Annotated in this window: 13 protein-coding genes; 4 read left to right on the forward strand and 9 right to left on the reverse strand. The window is 43.5% G+C overall.

Annotation, left to right across the window (positions count from 1 at the left end; all coding sequences use genetic code 11):
• Positions 1-346: 346 nt before the first annotated feature.
• Positions 347-4510, forward strand: a complete 4164-nt coding sequence (locus L8106_RS33930; RefSeq protein ID WP_009787128.1) for a PatA/PatG family cyanobactin maturation protease — start codon at positions 347-349, stop codon at positions 4508-4510.
• A gap of 484 nt (positions 4511-4994) precedes the next feature.
• Here the strand turns inward: L8106_RS33930 and L8106_RS24185 are convergent, their stop codons facing one another.
• The 4 genes from L8106_RS24185 to L8106_RS29960 all read right to left on the reverse strand — a co-directional run bounded on the left by L8106_RS24185 (position 4995) and on the right by L8106_RS29960 (position 11653).
• On the reverse strand, positions 4995-5900 hold the full coding sequence (locus tag L8106_RS24185; RefSeq protein ID WP_009787129.1) for an alpha/beta fold hydrolase: 906 nt from the start codon (positions 5898-5900) through the stop codon (positions 4995-4997).
• Between the two features lie 84 nt (positions 5901-5984).
• Complete coding sequence (locus L8106_RS29950; RefSeq protein WP_009787130.1) at positions 5985-8675, reverse strand: ABC transporter substrate-binding protein; 2691 nt, start codon at positions 8673-8675, stop codon at positions 5985-5987.
• A gap of 210 nt (positions 8676-8885) precedes the next feature.
• Entirely contained in the window at positions 8886-10151 is a 1266-nt protein-coding gene (locus L8106_RS29955; protein ID WP_009787131.1) for a DUF1822 family protein, read from the reverse strand.
• A gap of 98 nt (positions 10152-10249) precedes the next feature.
• The gene (locus L8106_RS29960) at positions 10250-11653 is read right to left on the reverse strand and encodes a hypothetical protein (RefSeq protein ID WP_009787132.1); all 1404 of its coding nucleotides are present in this window, start codon (positions 11651-11653) and stop codon (positions 10250-10252) included.
• Positions 11654-11993: 340 nt separating this feature from the next.
• Here L8106_RS29960 and L8106_RS24210 point away from each other — a divergent pair, with 340 nt between their 5' ends.
• On the forward strand, positions 11994-12968 hold the full coding sequence (locus tag L8106_RS24210; protein ID WP_304412094.1) for a DUF2207 domain-containing protein: 975 nt from the start codon (positions 11994-11996) through the stop codon (positions 12966-12968).
• 555 nt (positions 12969-13523) lie between these two features.
• Here L8106_RS24210 and L8106_RS24215 read toward each other — a convergent pair.
• From L8106_RS24215 to L8106_RS24230, 4 genes are all read right to left on the reverse strand, one after another.
• Positions 13524-14246, reverse strand: coding sequence for a choice-of-anchor E domain-containing protein (locus L8106_RS24215; protein ID WP_009787135.1), 723 nt, complete (start codon positions 14244-14246; stop codon positions 13524-13526).
• Positions 14247-14646: 400 nt separating this feature from the next.
• Positions 14647-15318 (reverse strand): fasciclin domain-containing protein, encoded by a 672-nt coding sequence (locus L8106_RS24220; RefSeq protein ID WP_232228564.1) that lies wholly within the window; start codon positions 15316-15318, stop codon positions 14647-14649.
• A 217-nt stretch (positions 15319-15535) separates the two neighbouring features.
• Positions 15536-16819 (reverse strand): RNA-guided endonuclease TnpB family protein, encoded by a 1284-nt coding sequence (locus L8106_RS24225; RefSeq protein WP_039897127.1) that lies wholly within the window; start codon positions 16817-16819, stop codon positions 15536-15538.
• A gap of 112 nt (positions 16820-16931) precedes the next feature.
• Entirely contained in the window at positions 16932-19076 is a 2145-nt protein-coding gene (locus L8106_RS24230; protein ID WP_009787138.1) for a DNA-binding protein, read from the reverse strand.
• A 162-nt stretch (positions 19077-19238) separates the two neighbouring features.
• Between L8106_RS24230 and L8106_RS24235 the strand changes: the two genes are divergently transcribed.
• Positions 19239-19673 (forward strand): DUF29 family protein, encoded by a 435-nt coding sequence (locus tag L8106_RS24235; RefSeq protein ID WP_009787139.1) that lies wholly within the window; start codon positions 19239-19241, stop codon positions 19671-19673.
• 108 nt (positions 19674-19781) lie between these two features.
• Positions 19782-19937, forward strand: coding sequence for a hypothetical protein (locus L8106_RS32565; RefSeq protein WP_009787140.1), 156 nt, complete (start codon positions 19782-19784; stop codon positions 19935-19937).
• A gap of 71 nt (positions 19938-20008) precedes the next feature.
• Here the strand turns inward: L8106_RS32565 and L8106_RS24245 are convergent.
• Positions 20009-20844, reverse strand: an 836-nt coding sequence (locus tag L8106_RS24245; protein WP_009787141.1) for an RNA-guided endonuclease TnpB family protein, incomplete at its 5' end; no start/stop codon positions are given.

Genomic DNA, 20844 nt, shown 5'->3' on the forward strand with positions numbered 1-20844 from the left:
TCTAGAACTTATTGATCCCCCCAACCCCCCTTAAAAAGGGCAGGGCTGTTTCATTCTCGACCCGAAATTTGATGACCTAACCCCCCAACCCCCTTCCCACCTCTCCCTAGCCCTCTCCTACGAGGAGAGGGAAAAGGAAAAAAGTTTTTTATTTGGAAGGAGGAGTAATTAATATTTTGATATACTTATTAATCAAAAAAAATACTCCCCTCGCCTTATAGGAGAGGGGTTGGGGGAGAGGTTCTAAGCAAATGTTTATCGACTTTGAAACGGCCCTGGCTTAAAAAGGGGGGAGTTTAGGTCAAAATTAATTGCACGATCGAATCTTTTACTACTATCAATTATTATGAACAATTGCCCTTTTGCTATTTCCCTTAACCCTGCTGTCCAAGTCACCAGCACTGAAGACGGTTATACCCTGCACGGAGCAGAATCTGAGCCGAATGCTTGGCTAACCCTTGCCACAACGCCCGGAATGGGTATGGCTCTTGATAGTCTCAAGGCAGGCAACACCACCCCTGAATTACTCGTGCAAGGGTTAGCCGAACTCGAGGGTCAGGCAGCCGGGGAACAGTTTGGGCAGATGCTACAACAATTGGATGAGCGAGGTTGGTTGAGTTATGCTGTATTGCCCCTAGCAGTGGTGATTCCGATGGTGGATTCCGCCGAGTTGAACCTCACCGAACCCTACTGGACACAAACCCGCCTCAGCCTCTCCCGTTTTGCCTATCAACATCCCTACGAAGGCACAATGGTACTGGAGTCCCCCCTGTCGAAGTTTCGGGTCAAGCTCCTCGACTGGCGAGCCAGTGCGATCTTAGCTCAACTCGCCCAGCCCCAAACTTTAGGATCACTGACGCCACCGCCGTACTTGGGAGCAGAAACCGCCTATCAGTTTCTCAACCTGCTGTGGGCTGCGGGGTTTCTGACGGCTGACCCCGAACCCCCCTCGCTTCAGCTTTGGGACTTCCATAACCTGTTGTTCCACAGTCGTAGCCGCAACGGTCGCCATGACTACCCCGCAACGGATATTCAGAGATCTATTGACCACGACCAATGGTCGGATTTCCCGGTGGTGAAGCCTCCTATGAGCGACCAGATTGTACCGCTACCCCATCCGAACTTGGGCGCATTGATGTGTAACGATGCTACCCTCACAGAGGCGATCGAAGCACGGCAGTCTATCAGAAAATTTGACGAAGCTCATCCGATTACGATAGAGCAACTGAGTGAACTGCTCTACCGAACTGCTCGTGTTAAAGAAATTTATCGAATGGAAGACAAGTTTGGTGAAGACTGGAAAGTGGAACTGGGTTTTGATTCCGACTTTGAATTTGGGGACATAAGCAGCAGACCGTATCCCTGTGGTGGAGGTATGTATGAGCTAGAGATATATCCAGTAGTACGTCACTGTGAAGGGTTGGCTACTGGTCTATATCATTATGACCCGCTCAACCATCAGCTAGAGCAGATTGTTGCCTCAGAAGATGCTGCCACCCTGATATTCGATGCCCAGCAGGTTACTATGGGAGATGTACCACAAGTGTTGCTCGTAATTACGGCACGCTTTGGGCGGCTGTTCCGCAAGTATCGTTCGTTAGGCTATGCACTAGCACTTAAGCACGTTGGGGTACTCTACCAAAACTTCTATCTAGTCGCAACCAATATGAGTCTAGCTTCCTGTGCCTTGGGAGTTGGAGATAGTGATGCTTTTGCACGGGTAACAGGGTTAGATTATGTAGAAGAGTCGGCTGTCGGAGAATTTCTCCTGGGGTCGTTGCCTAACAGCAATGTTGAAGCAAGTGGGCTGGAGTCGATGGAGGTGGATGGCTCAGAAGAACCTGCTGAAGCAACTGTCTCAGCCAGTGAGACAGAATTGGCTGGAGTTGAGGCTGAAAGTGAGTTTGGTGCTGACTTTTCACATGATGTAGAAAAATCAACGCTAGACCTCACCCCCCAACCTTCCCTACAAGGAGGGATGGCAGAGGACGAAGCCTTTTACCCCCCTCGTTCCCCCCTACAAGGAGGGATGGCAGAGGACGAAGCCTTTTACCCCCCTCGTTCCCCCCTACAAGGAGGGATGGCAGAGGACGAAGCCTTTTATTCAAAGGAGGAGAATTCAAAGCCTCTCTCCTTGCAGGAGAGAGGTTTGGAGAGAGGTTTTCCAGATCCCGTGAAAAGTCAGGAGTTTAGTGAAGCTGAGTCAGTTGGGTTAGTGGCAGAAAATCCACAGACTGAGGTAGGAGAAAGCACTGAAAATACCTCGGTGCAAATTGAGGACATGGCTCCTTCAAATGCGAGCGTTGGGACTCCAGATTCATCGGGTGTCGCTGAAGGAGAAAAATCAGCAGGGGTTTCAGCCAGTGAAGTTGAGAGTTCGGCATCCCAAACATCGATCGCACTCCATCCCCATGACCTCGACGATCGCATTCCCGGACTGGCTGAACTTCACAACCAAACATTAGGCGATCCTCGGATCACGATTGTAATTTTAGACGGCAACCCAGACCACACATTGTCATGTTTTCAAGGAGCCGATGTTTCTAAGGTTTTTCCCTACTGGCATGAGATTCCAGAACCAATTTCTCCAGAAGATTACGCTACATACTTAGAAATTGATAATGGCAATCTAAAAGGTGAAGCCAAAAAAGCGGCATTGGAAGCTGCCCTTCCTGAACCAATTTTGCATCGTATTCAGGGAGATTATCATGCTTGTCTGGTCACAAGTGTGATTGTTGGTCAAGAAAACACTCCTGTTCCTGGTATTGCTCCCAAATGCCGAGTTATCAATATACCTCTTAACAGTATGGGGAGGATAGATGAAGAGGCGATCTCACCACTCAATCTGGCACGCGCTTTTGATTTAGCCCTTGAGTTGGGGGCAAACATTATCCACTGTGCAATGTGTCGCCCGACTCAGACTGGCAAAGGCGAAGAACTCTTGACTCAAGCTGTGAAAAAATGCCAGGACAACAATATTCTGATTGTCTCACCTACTGGGAACGATAAAGGCGAATGCTGGTGTCTGCCTGCTGTGCTACCGGGAACTTTGGCAGTGGGAGCCGCAAAGGTTGATGGTACGCCCTGCCACTTTAGTAACTGGGGCGGCAATAATGCAGAAGAGGGTATCCTTGCTCCCGGTGAAGATATTCTCGGAGCGCAACCTTGCACGGAAGAACCTGTACGCAAAACCGGAACCAGTTTGGCGGCTCCGGTGATGACGGGTATTTCCGCGCTGTTAATGAGTTTGCAAGTGCAACAGGGCAAAACTGTTGATGCTGAAGCCGTCCGAACCGCACTGCTGAATACTGCTATTCCCTGTGACCCAAACGTTGTAGAAGAACCAGAACGCTGTCTACGCGGCTTTGTGAATATCCCAGGGGCGATGAAGGTGCTGTTTGGACAACCTTCTGTTACCATTTCCTTTGCAGGCGACCAAGTGACCCGCACCGAATGGGCTGGCTATAGCACGGCGATCGCTGGGGATACGTTGAGTATTCCTGCTGGGATGACTGCGATCGCAGCAAGTTCGGCTGGAGACTCTACTATGACAATGCAAGCCGCTACGCCAATGGCAGCCGAAGTAGCGGTAACTGCGGCGGCTGACCCAGCTACTGCTGACCCCGCTACGGTAGAGGCTAGTACCGCTTTTTCGGGCCATGTTTACGCTCTGGGAACGTTGGGTTACGACTTTGGCGATGAAACCCGTGTTGATACCTTCAAAGAACGGATGGCTCCGGTAGAAATGGACAGCATCTTGGTTCCGCCAGACCCCTACGATCCCCGTCAGATGGTTGAACACCTCGATCGCAACCCAGACGAAAGCCGTTCGTTGATCTGGACCTTGAGCCTGGATGGAGACACGATCTATGTCCTAGAACCAACAGGAGCGTTTTCAGACCAGATCTACGAGATGTTTGTGCTGATGTTAGCAGGTCAACTGGAACCAGAAAGCAGTGATGAATTTGTAGAACGAATTAGCATCCCCGCCCGACAAACTAACCGCACAGTTGAACTATTCTCTGGTCAGGTTGTGCCTGTTGTGAAGGTACATGATATCCGAGGAATGTACGGCTGGAAAGTGAATACCCTGGTCAACGCGGCGATGGCGGCGATCGCTCGTCAGGTGGACGAAGCCCAAGCACCCCTCGTCCAACAAGCTCTGACAGCGTTCCTCAACCGAGTCTACAACGATCTCCGCAATGTGGGTCAGACTTCTCGCGATCGCGCCCTCAACTTCGCCGCCACCAACATCTTCCAAGCGGCTTCCGTCTTTGCAAAAGCGATCGCTGAACGTCGGCAACTCGACACTATTAAAGTCGAAAAAAGCCCCTTCTGTCGCATCAACAGTGACTGTTGGGATGTCAAGCTTGAGTTTTTCGACCCGGAAAGTAGTCGTCGGGGGCGCAAGGTTTTCCGCTTTACCCTTGATGTGGTACTTCAGATGCCAGTAACTTTGGGTGAGGTGAAAAGCTGGTCATTACCATCTGAGACCAAATCCGATTGGTAGAGTAACGGTATAAAATTTCTGAACTACTCAAGCCAAACGGACGATTTATCTGCACTTTACATAACCCCAAAGTTTGCCTGAAATCGATTAGCACAACTCCCACAAAATACGGCCCTTTTCCCCGTGTTGATGGAGTCGGTGCGGTAAGTTTATCAGTAAATTTGAACTCTAACCCGGAAACGGGAATAGTTAGCGGATATCAAACGATTTACGAACTCGATGAAATGAAGAAAATCGTCGCAGAAAATCAACTCCCGGTTGAATTTTAACTTGTCGAATTTGAGCGTTTTCAGGAACTTTTGAAGTTAGCCGATTTTGAAGTTGAGGAAGTATTTGGAAATTATGATTTCTCTCCGTTTATTGCAGAAACAAGCCCATATATGATTATTTTTACTCGCAAGTTAAGTTGTTAAAAATAACCAACGAAACCCAGTTAATTATTAACTAGGTTCCTAACAGTGATTGTCAAAACGTCAAACAATAACTAGAGATTAAAATCCACTGTTGCTAACCAATCCAAGATTTGAGGATTAACAACTTCGGGGCGTTCATCGTGAGGACAATGACCCGTTTTCGGTACAGAAACAAATTGAACAGGTTGTCCTGTTTCCACTAAATCTTGATAAATTTTCGCCCCTTTAATCGGAGTCCAAGGGTCATCTTCACCCCAAATCACTAATAAAGGCTGTTTGACTTTTGTTAATAACTGTGTTGGATGAGGGCCAGCCGGAGCCGTTAAAATGGAAGCAAAAACTTTCTGAGCGCCTTGATCATTTGAGGGGGTATAAAGTAATTCAACCAGTTCATCCGTAATCGCTTTTTTATTTCCATAAACCTGACGCAAAGTGTTGCGAATACGGTGTTTTTGACGAACTTGGTTAAACACAAACGAACCAATTACCGGAGAACCTACCATCTTGGTAAACGTTCCCATAATCAATCGTAAAGGCAAATTTAATTCTTCAGGACGATGGTTTAAACCCCCCGCACAGTTGAGTAATACCGCCCCGGCGGAAATTTTGGGATATTGCGCCACCATCATCAAACTCAGCAACGCCCCGATAGAGTTTCCGACAAAAACAGTGGGTTTGAGAATATGTTCCGCCCAAAAATCATGCAATAGTTCAGTCCACAATTCCAACGAATAATCAATTGCAGGTTTAGCCGAACCCCCAAACCCCAGTAAGTCGATTGCAAAAACTTGATAACCCCCTTCTGCGAGTACGGGGATATTTTGCCGCCAATGTCCAATAGAGGCACCAAAACCATGGACTAAAACCAAAGGATGTCCGTTTCCTTGAACTGTGTATTGGATAGAATGTCCCTGCCATTGCCAGGTTTGCAAGTTTAGGGAAAATTTAGAAAGAGGTTGTTGGGCTGAAAGCGTCATTTAATAAACTTTTGTAAATAAGACCACTCTCAAATGATAATAGGTTAAGCCCCAAATTTCTCGCCAAGTGTGCGATCGCTACGTTTAAGGATTTGAACAGTTCAAACCTGCCGCCTCTGCTGTCGCAAACTGAATTGGCAAAAATGCGAAGCCGAACTCTCGGTTAGGACAAGGAACAACCCTAACCCGGCTCACAGGTGGCTGTTGGCGATCGCCGATTCCCGGTATAAACTCAATTGGCCCGGTCACTCCCTCCACAGCGAAAGTCTCATCGGCAAGAGCTTGACGAACTCCCCGACGGGTTGGATGTTGGCGTATTCCTTCGATCAGCACCAAAGCCGCATCATAAGCTAGAGCAGTGCGGGGACTCACTGGCCCCCCCCAAAGCTGCAAAGCGGTTTTGGAAAAATCTGGGTTAGGACTACTCAAATAATGCCAGTGAACCACTAAAATCAGTTTTTCTAAAAGTTCGAGCTTGGCAATTTTTAAAGCTTTAGGACTGTAAAGAGACAAAGTACCCACTATTGGGCTTTGACCTTGATTTTCTTTAATGACTTCTAGGGAACGATCAAGGGAATTAGTTACCTGACCATCTGGCATTAAAATAATTGCTGATTCTCCAGAATCTCTAATTTTTCGGATGGCACGTTCGGCATTAAAATCAGGACTATAAAGATCAAAGGAATCAATGATATATCCTCCTTTTTCTAGAAACTTTTCTTTGAATTGTTTTTGATAATCACTAGAATAGGGACTAGCCGGATTGTAAAAAATTGTCACTCTTTTTTGGTTAATTTTATTGAGTAAGACATCAACGATGACATTGGCTTGCACATGGTTAACAGTTGGAATTCGGAAGAAAAATTTTCGGGGCTGTGTGCTGAGTTCAGAGGTTGTTGTACCTGGAGAAACTAAGACCTTTTTATTTTGATTATAAATATCTACAGTTGCCATCGTCATTTCACTCGTATAATGACCGACAACGCCTAGAATTTCTGAGCGCTTGGCTAGAGTTCTAGCAACTGTTCTCGCCTGACCCTCTATGTTAGAATCATCAGCAATAATTACTTTCAAGCCTTTTCCATTCAAATTGTTACGATCTAAAAAATTTGAACCGGGTAAAGCGAGATCGGGGGATTTACTCTGATTGAATAAACTCAAGTTAACTTCAGTTTGGGCTTGAGCTATACCTCGAAGAAGTTCTTCTGCAATTTCTGCATCTATAACCTCTTTTTTTAAAATAGGAACCACCACTGCGATCGTATAGTAATCGGCTCCTGTCGCTTCTAAAAGTGCATTATTGAGATAAATTAAAGTTTCTGGATCTTTTCTTTCTTCCTGCCAGCTTTCTTGCAGATTACTAACAGCCTGTTGAGAGTTTTGATGGCTAATAAAACAATCAATCCACCGTTGTCGAACATAACCCTTCCAAATAGATATGTAATAACTCCAGGGACGCTGACAATTAGCCACAGGCTTTACCCCCCTTTGCTTATCTCGGGGTTGAAAAGGAGTTAAAATTTCCTCACCTTGACTAATCTGATCTCCCATTTTTTCAGAACTCACAATTTGTGAAACTCCAGAAAGCACAGTTCCCATTAAAACCAGCGACAATGGAATAAATTGCCAAGGTTTTATTAAAGGTTTTCTCCATAAATGATCCGGTTTAACTTGAGGCCAATACAGTTCAGATGTAGCCGGATTTTGACTCAGCACGGGCAGCCAAGATGCCCCCGGATAGAACAGTTGATCTGTAGGGGTGGGAATTTCAATTTGTTGCAAATGTTGCCGAGCCGAACGAACAGCAGCGTGAAGCGGTTTACCCTGAACAAATTCTTCGAGGAAAAACTTTAAAAAAGTTCGTGCCACTTGATCGGGAACGGGTTCTCGCATGACGATTAAATGGGGAATCTCAAAATCCGCTAAATATTCAGCTATACCGAGTCCATCACAGGAATTAAAGACTGCTAACTTAACATTTTTAGCTGCTTTTTTTAAAGCTTCTTTTAACGTTTCAATTGATAAATTAAAGGAATGATCGACCTGAATCTTTTTCTCAGAACTATGTCCAGCATAAAAAATAATATCCCAATTTCCCATCCAGAGTTTATCAAATAGTTCTTGTGGAGTTAGAAAATTTCCCTTCCGGGGAATCGCAGTAATTTTTGCTCCGTATTTTTTTAAGGTTTCAATCAGTTCTCGATCCTCTTGAAGTTTCAATCCCCCTTGATCGCTCCCAAAAATTGCTAGAATTTTTAGGGGTGTAGTTAGTATTTCTGCTGGTCGATTATATGAAGACAAAAGAGTTAATTCAGCATGGGGTAAAAAATAGGATTTCTCAAATAAATCCCAGCGATCCCAGGATAATTTACGCAGATAAGCATTTGAGGTATCGAGAATAATTCGTACCGATTCAGTTGATGTTCCGTCTTTGACTTGCCCAACAATTCGCCCTCGAATATCCCCAAATATGGGATCACTAAACCAAGTTTCTACTGTAGATTCAAGGGTTTGAGTAGCAGATTGACAGTCTTGCAAAGTAGAAGCATGGGTAATTTGCCCCTTTGGGATGTCAATCATTCGGATTTTGCCTCCCAAGTGGGTATAAATTTCTCTCCATTCCTCATAAACTTGAGGAATTTGGGGGTTGGGTGGGAGTTGAGGACAATTACTATCTGTAGCAATAATTTTGCCGTCTTGCCAAAACTCTAAGAAAACGGTAAATCCCGATTCAAAACTACCTCTTTCTATTTTGATCACAACTTGTTTTGCCATAATAATTTGATAGGTTGAGTTGTAATTGGGAATACTCTTATTCTTTACACCTTATTATAATTTAATTGATTCCAAATCAGACTCTAGTTATTTTATCCTGATCAGGTACAAAAACTCTCCGTTTTGAGAAATTGAGTAGTTGAGTATTTTAGAAAATTCAGGGTATACCTCAGCCACGAGAAAACCCGATTAACAATGATTTCACCACAATTAAACAATAAAGTGCTTTGTCACAGTGGCATTATTAAGAATAATCTGAATCCCAAACTGATCTCCTGGATCTGCGGTAAATTTAAACTGAATATAATCATCTCGATCTCGGGAACGAACTTCAAATAAGGACTGACCCATTTCATCTAAACCAATCAGTTTTAAATTTGCAGGTAAAACGGATTGTTCTTGTAGGGGATAAACTCTCAAAAGAATTGCTATTCGTTGATTAGGTTTCGGTAAAATCGCCACCATTAATGCGACAGAAACACCGGATAATTGCATTCCTAAATCGATAGCTTGTCGTACACCGATATCCGGATGACTGGGATTAATTTCCCAGAGTAATTCTGCGGCTTGCCAGCGTGTTTCTTCATCTTCAGTTGTTTGTAAAACCTGCGCTAGAGCGTTACTAACTTCAGTCTGTGAAAGTTCAGATTCGGATAATTCTCCCTGATTTTTATTGTCCTGAATTGTGCGAATGGAGAATTGTTTCAGGAATTGTTGTACCGCATTCGGAAACAACTTGTCTGTTACTTCGTCTGACCTAAAACACATCTGAATAATCGGTTTACGGTTCCCTAAAAGTTCTTCAACGGGTTGCCAATCTCTTGTAAAGATTTGATCAAACCAACGTGTTAACTGTTCAAAAGTGTTTTCAGTTGAGGCATTTTCCGGGAGTTTGATCGCGGCTGGACTTAAATATTTTAGATTAAAAATTAAGTGAGTTGGTTCGGAGTTGAATTCCTCTAGAGACAGTTTGTAGTAATTTTCTCTTGTCTGTTTTAGAGGTTTTTTTATTAATTGATCGTATCGCAAAAAACCAAATAAAATAACTTGAGATTCCTCGATTAATACTTGAATTATTGTATAAAAATGGGCGAAACAATCTGGAGAATCAATCATTTTTTCGGGGATTTCAATTTCTTGATCTTTTAAACTCGCATTGGAAAGTAAGCAAAGTTTAAATTTCCCGACTTGGAGAGGACTGATTGCTTCTGAAGATAAAACTTGAGTTTGAATAAGAGAATCGGTTTGATAACTTAGTGTTAAATGGCGATCGCTTAACCATTGTTCTAATCCAAATAAAGCCAGTGCATTCAAATAAGCTTGCCATTGTTGGGATTCATTATTAAAATGACGACTGAGGAGAGTCGCTTGCTGAAAATTTTCCGGCTCTAGATCAACCGTTTCTGACTGTAATTGTCGGTAAGATAGTGAATTAGCGTTTCCTTTCGAGCGTTCAGAATCAAGATCAAAATTCATGTCAATTCTCCTAGTTAAGCGTTGGGTTTAATGTTTCTTGATTGGGTTATATTTTTTATGAATTGCTTAAAAAATAATAAACTCATATTTTTATATTCTTAATAGTTGGATTCATTATTTAGATAATCGCGCATTTTTTCAGCAAATAAACTGGTCATTTTTCGACATTGACCCGCCTGAATTTCTCGGGCTGCATCTAGAAATACAGTTTCATCTAAATAGTGAGTTAAATGTTGAATTAAAGAATCAAAAGCATTCGTATCTATAACCCCATCTGCCGAATTTAATCCTGCTTTATTCAACAAAACCTGAATCAACTGTTCCATAACCTGTTCTCGAATTTGATTGAGCATTTGCTTGAGCTTTAAGATCCGACTAACTTGGGATTGATTATTCATATTCAATTCCCGAGCTACCTCACCTTGAGATTTATTTTCAAAATAGATCAGTCGTAAGCTAGGTAAAAAATCAACGGCATAATCAGCATACCAAGTATTTTTTTTAAGTTGATGCAGGCGTTGGGAAAGTACCCGCTCAATCGCTTCCATAATAGCTCGACTGCGATGTTCGTCTAGAAATTCAAGCTCTATTGCGGGTGAATTAGAAGGTTGTAAAGTCGGAGTGGGGTTAACAACTTGTTCCTGTAGAAACTGAGCAATAGTTTTCAATCGATTCAATAGTTCAGGGGGAGAATGACATTGAATTCCTCGTTTCGCTAGATAATCGCCCATTTCCAGGAGTTGAGCTTCCGATGGTTCTGGACATTTGCCCTTTGCTCCTGACAATCGCCTGTCACGCCGATACACTCCATGAAACACCTCCACTAAACTGCGATCATCGGGTGAAAGAGTTTCCAATTGGTAATGTTTAATCTCATTGAGTCTCGCCCAAGGTGTAGTCAGTGATAGCCTGAATTCCACCCATAACATTTGGTTTAACTCTCGATGGCGACGAGTGAGTAAATAAGCCCACTTCCAGAGATCCCCTTTCGTTTGATTGAAACTTCCCAAAATCTCCACCGAAAAATAGGAGTAGACTGAAGGCTGAAGGTTTCCCTGATTGTCTAGAATGACTTGAGTTTGGCGGTTTGAGTCTAGTCCTACCCAAGTTTTACCATCATCAGTTAGCACTAGGGGCAATAAATCCAGAGTAGAAAAGCCATAGCGTTCACCGAATTGTTGAGCCAGCTTTTGACAAGCATAAACGATAGCATGGGAAACGTAGCACCGCAAACAAAGTCCTGCTGTCACCCAAGCGGGAACCGATGACAGAGAAGGATCACAATGTTGATTGAGAAAGTGAGACAACAAAGTCACTTGAATCTTTCGATGCTGTTGACTGGAGAGTTCCTGGGTTTCATCAAGGGATGGAAACCAAGCTTGAAACTGTTGCAGGGCCAGAGGTAATACCTGATCTTGATATCCCTTCTGAAAATTAGGCGCATCATAGCTGACAAAATCGATCCTGCGTAATGTCCAGTATTTGTAGCTCGGAACGCCCATTTATGATCTCCCCGTGTAACCTACCTCGGCAGTATTTGAATTCCAATACATTAAGTTAGCATTTACTGGATTAGCACTCAAAATTGATTCTTCTAAACATTCCATTTTACACTTCAATTTTCCTCTAGTGTTTAACGATTTTAACTAATGCAGGTTTCGGTCAACCCCAGAAATAATTTGCAGAACTTGCATAAGTTGACCCTGACAGGAGTTAGTCGGGAATGACCGTAGCAATCAGATAGGTATGAGGGACTGTTGTGTGGGTTCTTACCCCCATCCTTATCTTACCGTTGATCAAAACGATTTGGAATTGCTATAGATTTGCTTACTCCTTCCAAAAATGATGTACAACATAAGATTTCGAGTAAAATGGCAGAGAGTCCTAATTTTTTTACTCTCATTGTTGCTCAGTTTAACTCCCCTACTCAAGACTGTCGCACAAGAAAAATCTCCGTTTTATTGGGATTTTATTAATGTAGAAATGGAGGTTCAAGAGAATGGAGATATGCTGATTAGTGAAACTCAAAAATATGTTTTTACTCAATCTCATTCTAATCAACGATATCGATATATTCCTCTAGATAAGGTAGATGAGATTACGGATGTTGCCGTTTTTGAAAATGAAAAACAAATTCCGGCTGAAACGGGTGTTGAAAATAATCAACTTTGGATTCGATGGAAACATGAGCTTAATCCGCCGGAAGCACACACTTTTGTTTTGAAATATCGAGTGATTGGAGGTCTACAATTTAACGAGGATAATATTCGGGTTTATTGGAAAGCGATTTTTCCTGAACGAAATACTCTGATTGAAAATAGCAAAATTGTCGTCAAACTTCCTCAAGCATTGGCTGGAAACATTCTAGAATATACAAGTTATGGTGTCTCAACCAATATTCGTGAGATTAATCCCTACACTTTTGAATTTGTTGCTCAACAACCCATTTATCCGGCGCAGCTAATAGAAGTTTTTATTGCTTTTCCTCAAAATATTCTGGATATACCGAAACCCAATTGGCAACGTTTTTCCTTCTTAAAAGCTGTTTTAGATGTTTCTTTGTTCTATATTTCATTGTTCTCTTTAATTTTCATTATGAGAGGTATAAGTACCGATGGTGGTAGCAGTGCATATGGTAGCGGTACATTTGGCGGTGGCGGAAGTGGAGGTCGTCGAGGTAGAAGTACAGGTGGTGGTGGTGGTGGATGTGGCGGAGGTGGCGGTGGCGGTGGAGGTGGCGGTGGAGGTGGAGGTGGAGGTGGCGGTGGAGGCGGTGGAGGCGGTGGTGGTGGTGGAGGTGGCGGTGGCGGTGGCTAAAATTTCCCTTGGAAAAAACTTGATGATCAGACAAGCAAAAAGACAATAAATGCCACCTTATATGAAATTGAAAAATAATGCTACAGATCAATTTCTGGACTTCTCTTGCTGACTCCGATCCTTTGCCCCCTGCAACCCCCAAAGCCGTTTCATTTTCCCCCTAAAACTTGATTTGTGGGGAGGTAGGGAGGTAGGGAGGTAGGGAGGTAGGGAGGTAGGAAGACAGTTATCAGTGACCCGTTTCAGCGCAAAGTTTGTAAGAAAGTGTTCACTTCTGCTTCTTACCTTTTATAGCAGTACGCGAATACATGATTGACATTTCTAAATCCTAAAACCCCTTCACCGTCTACTGTTCCCAGATCCGGTGTTCCCTGTTCCCGATTCAAGTAGCGCTATACCTTTTGTCTTCAGACTTCTAATGAGAGCAATAAAAAAGCATGAATTTAATCATGCCTAGACGAAGTATTAATGTCAACCCATTAGGAAAACTATTGTTAATATTGAAAATTCACTAAACTTTAACGTCTTCAACGAGAGAATCAATCAAGAGAATAATTAGTGAGATGAAGTGATTTTTCGGCGCGATAACCAACCTGCACTTGCAACCAATCCTAAACCGAGCATAACTGAGGGTTCAGGAACTTCTTGAGTTTTCTCGTATTCATAAACGACAGAAACCATTGCACCGCCTTGGGTGTTAATTTGAGAAACAATATTTGCTGACCCTGTAACTTTGGAGTTGGTGAAAGCGGAAAATAGGAAATCAATATTACCGTCTCCGATAAAAGCATTTAAGAAACTTTGGTCTGTATAGGTTTTTTCGCCCGAAGCTACAGCAGTTAATCCGGAGAAGGAACCCCCCGAAGTTCCGCCAAAATCAAACGTTCCATCATAAGCGGTGGCGTTGAGTGAATCTGCTTTGTTTGCTGTTTCATCAAATAAAGTCCCTAAAATCTCAGACCCCATTAACTGTAGATTACCGGATAAATCAAATGTTAGGGTTTGGTCTTTGGCGTCTAAGTTTTCAACATTTGCATTCCCAACGATTTGTCCATCAAAGTTAACTTTAACGCTTTTGAGTGTTCCTAGACTAGCATCAAACTTTTGAACAGACAGCAGTGCATCTTCAATATCTGTAGTGGCGAGTCCAAAAGTGTCACTGTAGGATTTTGTCATCATCGCAGCATTTGCAACGCCAGCCGTCGCTATTAAGCCTGTCAATGTAGTTACGGTGGTTAAACCTGCGATGAGTTTAGGGTTGATGAATGAGTTAATCATAAGTGTTTGGGTGTGGTGTGTTGTTAATCGAGTGATGTTTTTGTGTATGTCAAATCTAAAACCTATTATCAAGGGGGTCTAGAAAACGGAGTGTGATTTTTATCACCTCATCCAAACAAATTAATCACGGAGCGAGTCAAAACAAAGGTTTATATTCAATAGCCATAAAGGGTTTGTCTATCAAGCTTAATTTTTAAACACGTAAGTATTTTGTTAATTCATTGTATAAATTTTAACTTTAGTAATTGCGTAAAAACTAGCAAATTTTGAATGAGTGTATTTTTGATGCAGAAAATATTGCGTGATTCTGCGGTCAACCCATAAAAAAATTCCCAGTCTGTAAGTTACAACTTCACAGATGGGGAACGTTAATCGTTATTCAGTTTTTTGGGTTGAATGACTATTGTTCTTCCCCAGGCATCATCACAGGATCAGCAGGCATCATCACAGTATCAACAGCATGAATCACGCCATTACTTCCGACAATATCAGTCTTGATGACCTTGCCATTATTAACTAGAACTTCGTTGGTGTCGGGGTTAACAGAAATCTCCAACGCTTCTCCTTCAACGGTTTCAACAGCGCCGGGTTGAATTTCAGTCGATAACACCTTCGCCGGAACAACATGATACTTCAGAATTTGAACCAGCTTATCCTTATTTTCAGGCTTCAGTAGGTCTTCAACGGTTCCTTCTGGTAACGCAGCAAAGGCTTCATCCGTCGGTGCAAATACAGTGTAGGGGCCTTCACCAGACAAAACTTCAGCTAAGTCAGCCGCATTAATCGCCGCAACTAACGTGCTAAACGTACTATCTCCACTGGCAATGGCAACAATATTTTCTCCCTCAGCTTCTGTTGCTGTGGGGGTTGCAGTTGTATCGGTGTTATCAGTCGCGACTGCTTCACTCGCGGGTTCTACTTCAGGTGCTTCTGTAACCGCAATGGGTTCTGTCGGTTCGCTAGCCTGTTCAGTGGCAGGTTCTTCAGTATTGGTTGCAGTGGGTGAGTTACAAGCAGCTAATACAGTTGCACTGGCTAAAGCAGCAAATAAAACTAAAAGGCGCTTTGTCATCTGAGTCATTTTGTTCATAACTGTTTATAGCACGTAGATAAAAGTAACGAATTGTTATCGAACTTAGCGCATCTTAACACAACCTTAACCGGCGTCAAGTTGTTTGAGAGTGCAGTTAACCGCACCTACAAAACCATTTCGTCTCCCTTCGGAAAACAACCAAAATTCAATATCAATCCATCCGTAAATCTAACTAAAGGAGGATGTGAACTACCCATCACAAGCGATGCACGCTTTTGGTGTGGGCTTCTGACTTCACAGGGGAACGCCTCAGCTTGGACTTTCGTCCCGGCTTTGGTCTTACTTCCCCGACCTCAGCAGCAGTCCCGGTTCCCGAGACTGATAGAATTCTGATGCCTTCTGCTCTGATATTTATCGCCGCGTTTTCGTCTCTGTCGTGATGAGTGCCGCAATTTGGACAAGTCCAACTTCTGACCTCTAGCGGCATTTCACCAATTTGATCATGACAATTTGAGCAGAGTTTTGAACTAGGAAACCATCGATCAATTACTACCAATACCTTGCCCTCTTTTTCGAGCTTATAAGACAAGAAATTGACGAACATTCCCCACCCAACATCAGAGATTGCTTTGGCTAGTTTGTGGTTACGAACCCTTGCGGGTGAGCCAGTCGCTTCAAGTCGGGGAACCCGCCCAACGCGCTGGCTCACCATGCCCTTAGTATTGAGTGATTCCACTACGATGACTTGGTTATCGTCAACAAGTTTTCTGGACAACTTATGCAAGTAGTCTTGACGGACATTGCTAATTCGTTCGTGAACCCTAGCAACAAGTTTTCTAGCTTTTTCTCTTGATTTGCTTCCTTTCTGCTTTCTTGCTAATTTTTGCTGTTTTCTCTTTAGGTTGCGCTCATGCTTTGCCAGGTGTCTGGGGTTGACAAACTTAGATGTTTTCAACCCGTCATTAACGATCGCAAAATCTTTTAGCCCTAAGTCAATACCCGCCACCTTCCCTGAGCTATTAGGCGATTGATTATCCCCTTCTATCTCCACAAGTATTGAAGCATAATACTTCTCCGATGGAGTCATACTGACGGTTACGGCTTTAATTTTCCCTTCGATTGGTCGATGAAGCTTTGCTTTAATGATGCCTACTCGACCGGGAAATTTTAAACAACCATCGACAATTTTTGTAGACTGGGGATATTGAATTGACTGCTTATTTTTTTTAGCTTTGAACCTTGGGTATCTCGCCCGACCTTCAAAGAAGTTTTGATCAGCAGTTACCAAATTTAATGTAGTTGCCTGCAATACTTGAGAGTAGCATTCAGATAACCAAGTGATTCCTTCTTCCTTTTTGAGCTTAGGAAGCATTGAATTCAATGCAGACTGATTCAAGCTTTTGCCCGTCGCTTTGTATGTTTCTATGCACAAATTGAGCGCATAATTCCACCAAAAACGGGAACAACCAAAGTGTTGAGCTAGTATCTGCTTTTGTTCAGTTGTCGGATATAACCTCACCTTGATGGCTTGATGTCGCATTGCATTCACCTTCTCTTTACTACCATAGTACAAAGGTGGTAAGAGCCTAGTCTTGCAATTCATCCCATCACCAACACTCTGTTTTTGGAGTGGGACTTCTTGCCAAATTTAGTTAAAACTGCCCCAACGCTCCCCAAACAATACCCGAAATCGTACCCCAAACCGCCCCGACTCCGGCAGAAACCACCATCGCCCCTAAAAACATCGGCATCGCTTCTCCCGATGTACTACTGAGAAAATCAGGAAATATGACTGCTGCGATCGCCCCGACCGCCGCCCCTGCGATCGCCCCCAAAAAATTCCCCCAAATTCCGCCGACAATTGCACCTTTTGTCCCTACCATCTTCATCGACAAAGGCAAAGGCGGCACTCCCCCAATACTCCCAAACGTGGCGCCAGAGAGGATACCCCCTAAAGCCCCCAAACCTGCCGCCACCATCGCCATCACCAACATTTGCGACACCAACTTTGGACTCAGAGTTAGACTCATCTGTACCTGCCATTCACTCCACAACACCGCAGCGATCGCCAAAACCGCCCCCGTGATCGATCCCAATACCGCCCCCCAAACACTGCCAGACACCGCCCCCGTCAAGCCTCTGACTCCTCCCGTTGTCGGCAGAGATAAAGGCGGTTTAAACACACACCAGATCGATCCCCAAATTAACCCCAAAAATGCCCCCCAAAGCAAGGTTTGACCGACAACCATCTCTCCCGTTAACGCCCCAAACAAAATACCCGAAATCGCGGCTGCAATCATCGCCCCGCAAAAACTGCCCACAATAAACGCTTTCCAGCGATTTAAACCCCTCGGAGGCGGTAAAAACATACTAATCGAAACCCCAAAAAACGCCCCCCAAATCGTTCCCACAAACATCCCCCCGAGAATACCGCCAGTTCCTCGGAAAAATCCAAACATAATCGCCATAATTGCTGAAGAACAAGCCACACCCCAAATTCCGCCTAAGATCGCCCCTTGGATCAAGTTCAACATCAAAGATTGAATTTGTGGCGATAACCCGTTTGAGATTGTTCGGGTACGAGGACGATAACGAGAACGAGAGGAAGTAACGGCTTGTCTAACGGTTGTTTGCGGTTGAATAGCGTTTGTCGGAATCAGCGATTGCGCGGAGCGCAGTGGCGAAGCCAATCGCACCGTTGAACGCCTTTTTCGCTTCGGTTTGAGGGGTTGTAAGTGGAGTCCCTGCTGTACGGCTTCGCGAGAGGGGAACGGATCACGTCCGCCCAGTTTTGAGGTGCGTTCACACCACGGACAAGTGTTTAAATGACGACCATAACGGTGTTGACTGTATTTGTCGCAGGTGAGAAGGTTTTCTTCGGCTTCGATCAAGGTTAATAGCCAAGTTCTGGCATCGGGTCGGGCTTTGGGGTTTGTGTGTCCGTCTTGGAAACAACGCAAAAATAATTCTTGCAGTTTGGGATGGAGGATCTCAAATGAAGGTGCCAAAGGCATGGGTTTGTAGGGAACCCGGTTGTTTCCGTAGACAAAATGACCGGCTTTGATGCGGGTTTCAATTGCGGGAGGATCGCCACTCCCTTTATAAACTCCAGAAAAGGGGTGTGTTCCTTCCATCAACAGTTGAAAGATTAACACTGCTAACCCAAACCGATCATGTTCTGGGGTACGATCGCGATCGCGAAAGGTTTGACCTTGTAATTCTGGGGGAGTAAATTCAGCTTTTCCGACGGGACAGCGATACACGGTTTTAGTGTCGGGATCTCTAACTTGAAAGGAGTCGGTATCAACTAAAGTGACTAAAGCAGTATCGGAGACTAAAATATTTGATTCGTTGACATCTCCAATAACATAACCACTGGCGTGTAAGTCGGTGACGGACGCGACTAGGTTTCTGGCGGTACGATGCAGGTAGAGGTAGTTAAATAGGGGTTTGCGTTCCCGCCGAGTTTTGGGGGTATAAAAGGTGTGGATGGGCAGCGATCGCGTTACACTGGGCATCAAGAACCCGACGATTTTTCGCTTGTTGTCGGGGGTACAGAGAAGATCGACTGGCCATGCGATCGCCGTGACTCCGGGCATTACCGTTAACGTCTGAGGCGGGTTATTAAACATGACGGTGAGTTTGTCGGCGTCTTCCTCTGTCGGTTTATGATAGATTTTCGCAACCAGAGAGGAATCTTCGACAACCGGAAATATGCGACCTTCTCCACCACTGGCGATCAGGTTGCTGGTATCAAGGGTAATTTTCTGTCCGGTGAACTGGCGTTGCAGCCGCATATCGCAGGGAGGGGGAGTTTAACGGGTTTGATGATTATCATATCGCCATTCTTTCTCAAGCATAACGTTTCTAGGCATTGCGATCGCGTAGCTTGTGTATCAGAACTCTACAAACTGCACTCAAACGCTAAGATTAATCTATCTTCTCTTGATGCTGATGTTATGGAAGAAATTCTAGAGTTAAAAGAATTACTGCTCAAAGGCGACATCAAAGGTTCACTCGCGATTGTTGAGGAATTGGAAGAAATGAGTCGGGATGATATTATTAATAATATTCGCAGTCATGCTATTATTTTACTCCTTCATCTGATTAAACAACAAGCCGAAAATCGCACAACTCGCTCTTGGGATGTTTCTATCCGCAATTCGGTTCGAGAGATTAAGCGCAAAAATAAACGTTACGAAGCGGGGGGTTATTATCTCAATCAAGAAGAATTACTCGAAACCTTAGAAGAAGCCTATTTAAACGCTATCGATCAAGCTTCTCTAGAAGTTGAAGAAGGGCGTTATGATTCTAGAGAGTTAAAACAAAAAGTTGATCAAGAAGTGATTTTGCATCAAGCCTTAAATTTAATTCTCGCAGATGAAGATAGTTAAATGATTTTTTAAGTGTTGGGGCGATGTTGTTGTTTCCATTTTTCAATTTCATCGATAGGGAGTAGTAGCGTTTGGTTTATTATTAACCTAAAAAGTTGGCGAGCGCACATGATCCGTCGTCATCGAAGTTCTATTCAATTTGGAGAAAAATACAACTCAGATGGAACTGCTTTTGCTTGGTTTTACTTAAGTACCTTTCCCCCAGAACCGCCTATTGTATTGGCGTCTAGTCTTTCCTTACCTAGTCGTCGTCAAGCCGCTTAACAAATTTAAGGAGTCGCCGGGGTACAGACCTTGTACCCTGATGTTAGTGACGTACTCCAGACGTTCGTTGCTTAGGCAACAGAACGCTGGCTTCTCCTCTTCTTATTATCAGAAGATTTGCGTTTTATAGTGAGGCGAACGCCCAACCCCACTTTTTTTATTAATATTGCCGAATTAATGTCTCTTGACATTGATGCACCACAAGCGCAAGAATGCCAACGATCTGATAATTCTTTAGGAACACGATTAAGACAAATTGCACAATGTTGAGATGTACCTTTTGGATTGACTTTAACTACTTTCTTGCCAGCTTTTTCAGCTTTGCCAGGAAGTATCTCGCTAAGAAATCCAGAGATACCAGCATCAGCAAAACTTTTGTTTAACCCAGATTTAGCTGATTGTCCATTAGGTAGAAATGTTCCATTTTCTCCCTGCTTAGGTTGATTTCGCCTAGACATATTGGATACCTTTAAGTCTTCAACAAATAAGACATCAGCTTTATCTAAGAGTTGATTAGCAATTTCATAGTGCCATTGTTTACGTTGCCTTGCGATCTTTTGATGAAGTTTCGCTACTTTTTGGTTGAGCTTTCTTCTGGCTTTAGACCCTAATTTTCTACGATCTCTTTTTGATTGAAGTTTAGCTAATTTATCTTCGGATTGGCGATAGAATTTAGGGAGTTTAACAGCAGTTAAATCACTGCAAGCAACAAAAAACTCTAAACCACTATCAATACCTAAACTGTTTTCTTCTGTTGGTTGAATATCTACAGTTAGGCTAGGAACTGATTTATCTTCAAGTGTTAGTGTTACATACAAGCCATCAGCTTTTTGGGTAATTAAAGCTCTTTTAATTGTCAACCCATCAGGTAAAGGACGATGTTGAATAAACTTAATATTGCCTAATT

Origin of the sequence: Lyngbya sp. PCC 8106 (assembly GCF_000169095.1) — a bacterium.
Lineage (GTDB): Bacteria > Cyanobacteriota > Cyanobacteriia > Cyanobacteriales > Microcoleaceae > Capilliphycus.

Bases quoted from the DNA above. Each gene is read 5' to 3' on its own strand.
- L8106_RS24235 (WP_009787139.1), top strand. From the start codon at position 19,239: ATGGAAGAAATTCTAGAGTTAAAAGAATTACTGCTCAAAGGCGACATC.
- L8106_RS24185 (WP_009787129.1), bottom strand. From the start codon at position 5,900: ATGACGCTTTCAGCCCAACAACCTCTTTCTAAATTTTCCCTAAACTTG.
- L8106_RS33930 (WP_009787128.1), top strand. From the start codon at position 347: ATGAACAATTGCCCTTTTGCTATTTCCCTTAACCCTGCTGTCCAAGTC.
- L8106_RS32565 (WP_009787140.1), top strand. From the start codon at position 19,782: ATGATCCGTCGTCATCGAAGTTCTATTCAATTTGGAGAAAAATACAAC.
- L8106_RS29950 (WP_009787130.1), bottom strand. From the start codon at position 8,675: ATGGCAAAACAAGTTGTGATCAAAATAGAAAGAGGTAGTTTTGAATCG.
- L8106_RS29960 (WP_009787132.1), bottom strand. From the start codon at position 11,653: ATGGGCGTTCCGAGCTACAAATACTGGACATTACGCAGGATCGATTTT.
- L8106_RS24230 (WP_009787138.1), bottom strand. From the start codon at position 19,076: ATGCGGCTGCAACGCCAGTTCACCGGACAGAAAATTACCCTTGATACC.
- L8106_RS24210 (WP_304412094.1), top strand. From the start codon at position 11,994: ATGATGTACAACATAAGATTTCGAGTAAAATGGCAGAGAGTCCTAATT.
- L8106_RS24225 (WP_039897127.1), bottom strand. From the start codon at position 16,819: ATGCGACATCAAGCCATCAAGGTGAGGTTATATCCGACAACTGAACAA.
- L8106_RS24215 (WP_009787135.1), bottom strand. From the start codon at position 14,246: ATGATTAACTCATTCATCAACCCTAAACTCATCGCAGGTTTAACCACC.
- L8106_RS24220 (WP_232228564.1), bottom strand. From the start codon at position 15,318: ATGACAAAGCGCCTTTTAGTTTTATTTGCTGCTTTAGCCAGTGCAACT.
- L8106_RS29955 (WP_009787131.1), bottom strand. From the start codon at position 10,151: ATGAATTTTGATCTTGATTCTGAACGCTCGAAAGGAAACGCTAATTCA.